Below are 2748 nucleotides of genomic sequence, written 5' to 3'. Positions count from 1 at the left end.
CCTCGATCTCAATGGTCGGCGGCTTTTGCCGTCAGCCGAATCTTCGTTCAAAGGAGCGACGGCAGCAATTACGTCATCGTTTCCAAAACTGACCCCCGATCGGCGTCCAATTTTGGCTCTGACTCACTTTTGATGAAAATGGGGTGCCGGCTGGCGTTGGTTTCACGCAAGGAATCAATGGCATGGGCTATACATTGCGGCCTTCGACCCTCGTCCCTCGCGGCTTTGTGGTGGACGACACCGCCGTTGACGATGAGGTGATGTTGATCACGGTCCGTCCTACGAGTACGGCGAGCCTCTGTCCGGGCTGCGGAACGAGGTCCCAGCGGATCCACAGTCGGTATCAGCGGCGCCTTGCGGACCTGCCTATGGCGGGCAAGCCTGTTCGGATCGTCGTTGTGGCTCGGCGGTTCCACTGCGGCGCCGTGTTGTGCAGCCGGCGGATCTTCGCTGAGCGTTTCGACGGGGATGTTCTGGCGCCGTGGGCGCGGCGAACCGCCCGGCTCGACCAAATCGTCCATCACCTTGGGCTTGCGCTGGGCGGCAGGCCCGCAGCCAGCTTCGCCAAGAGGTTGATGCTGCCGGTGAGCAACGACACGTTGCTGCGCATTGTGCGGCGGCGCGGTAGTCCGCGCTTTGTCCCGCCGAGCGTGATCGGGATCAACGATTGGGCGTGGCGACGAAATCAACGCTATGGGACGATCATCTGCGACCTTGAGCGGCGCAAGACCATCGCCCTGCTGCCTGACCGTGAGCCGGCGACGGCCCAGGCCTGGCTCACAGACCAACCCCAGATCGACATTGTCGCCCGCGATCGCGGCGGTGGCTACGCTCTTGCGGCCGCCAAAGCGCTGCCTGGGGCGATCCAGGTGGCCGACCGCTGGCACTTAATGGAGAACGCCAGCCGCGCCTTCCTCGACGCAGTTCGCAAATCCATGCGGTCGATCCGCGCCGCGCTTGGTGCCGCCACTATTGATCCAGAACTGCTAACCGCCGCCGAGCGGATTCAATATGAAGGATACCTTCGTCGGGAAGACACCAATGCCGTCATCCTCGGCATGGCCAAGGACGGGACTACGATTAAGGAGATTGTTCGCCGCACCGGCCATAGCCGCGGCGTAGTCCGCAAGGTTCTGCGAGGCCAGCGATCTGACGTCTTTCGAGTCCGAGAAAGCTCGCTGGAGCTTTACTTCCTTGGCTCGACGCCCAGTGGACGGCTGGGGAGCGCAATGCAACAGCACTCTGGCGGCGCCTCAAGAACCAGGGATTCCGTGGTTGCTTGCGTGTCGTCACCGAGTGGGCCACGCGTCGCCGGCATTCAGATCAAGTGAATGGCGACGCCCTGCGCCGTGCACCCTCGGCCCGAACCATTGCGCGGCTAATGACCATCGGTCGCGACAGCCTCTCTAAGTCCGAAACCGTCACGGTGGCGGCGATCGAGGGCGGCGTGCCTTTATTGGTGGAGGCCCGGGAAATCGTTGCAGGCTTCCAGGCCATGATCCGCAAGAAGACTCTCGCCGATCTCGAACCTTGGCTGGAGCGGGCCAGATCAAGTCTGGTCGCCTCGTTCGCCAATGGCGTTCTCAAAGATCGATCGGCCGTCAGCGCGGCGATAACCTTGCCATGGTCCAACGGTCAGACCGAGGGCCAGATCACCAAGCTCAAGCTCGTGAAACGCCAAATGTATGGCCGAGGAAAGCTCGACCTGCTTCAGGCGCGCGTCATCGGCGCTGGCTAGGTTCAATCATCACCAAAAGTGCGTCAGAGCCAATTTTGCACGCCGATTCACAATCCGGACGCAGAGCCGGGTTGCCTTGCCGCCGAACCTCGAGCGGGTGAACGCGGCAGCCAGACAGGCGGCCCAAACCCGGTTCACCTTCCTGCTGCCTCACGTCGATGAGGCCGCCCTATATCGGGCGTTTTGGCGACAGAAGCGGCAGGTGGGTGCTGGGGGTCGATGGGATGACAGTGGCGGCGAGGTACGAAGAGGGGCGGGAGGATAACCTCTGCGTTGCCTTTTGACGACAGGTCACCGCCGCTTGGGCCCTCACAGCAGCGGAGCAGGCATTCTTCAAATTCTCCTTTCTCAATGCATTCCAGTCATATGCACCCGGACTATCCGGGACGAGGCGCACTGTAGGTCACGTCGGGCACCAGACCTGATCCGGCCTTTCGACCGCCAGATGGCGCAGCAGGTAGGGATGGATGCGGTGCTGCGGATGCGGCTCACTGTCTTCGGCGCCTGGTACATCGGCGACAATGCGCATGAAACTGGTGGCGGGCATCGAACATGAGATAGTCGCGCGGCTCGTCTCCCCTGCTTGGCCAACGCTGCCCTGCTCGGCCGCTACGACCAAGTAACGCAGGTGATGTGGAGCGAGTAGCTCGCTTCTCCTAGAGATGTGTCCGTCAACGACAAGACTCAGAGCGCTTCGCCTGGCGGTGCGGAAATGTGGCAGGACGCATAGATGTAGCCGGTCGTGCGCTCTAGGCGATCCTCTATGCCGAGTTTGGCCATAGCCTTCAGGATCGCCTGCCGTTCCGTCGATGTGGAGAAGCGGCGCTGTCGCTGTCTGAACCGTTCTACGAGCCTTGTTTCCAACGAGAAAGCCCGAAGGGCCGCCGCGATGTCGTCGTAACTGAAGGGGTGCATTGCGAAGGCGACGACCCACGGGCGTGACGTCGCCGACGCCTCATACACGCGTGCAAAGGTTGCCTCAGTGGCGTAACCCACACAGCCTGTGCTGA

At 62.0% G+C, this 2748-nt stretch carries 1 protein-coding gene and 2 pseudogenes; 1 reads left to right on the top strand and 2 read right to left on the bottom strand.

The window, feature by feature from the left end; translation table 11 throughout:
* Positions 1-182 precede the first annotated feature (182 nt).
* A pseudogene (locus NKJ11_RS33580) lies at positions 183-1738 on the top strand (ISL3 family transposase).
* Positions 1739-2141: 403 nt separating this feature from the next.
* On the opposite strand, the gene NKJ11_RS33575 reads toward NKJ11_RS33580, so the two are convergent.
* Together NKJ11_RS33575 and NKJ11_RS33570 are read right to left on the bottom strand one after the other, a co-directional pair.
* Positions 2142-2285: a hypothetical protein gene (locus NKJ11_RS33575; protein ID WP_352795171.1), complete on the bottom strand. Its 144-nt coding sequence runs from the start codon at positions 2283-2285 to the stop codon at positions 2142-2144.
* 137 nt (positions 2286-2422) lie between these two features.
* Positions 2423-2748, bottom strand: a pseudogene (locus NKJ11_RS33570) (hypothetical protein); the annotation flags it as partial.

It is taken from the genome of Mesorhizobium sp. M0243 (genome assembly GCF_040321775.1).
Taxonomy (GTDB): Bacteria; Pseudomonadota; Alphaproteobacteria; order Rhizobiales; family Rhizobiaceae; genus Mesorhizobium.
The sequence above is the reverse complement of the archived record's forward strand: the minus strand, read 5'-3'. Positions and strand labels throughout refer to the sequence as shown.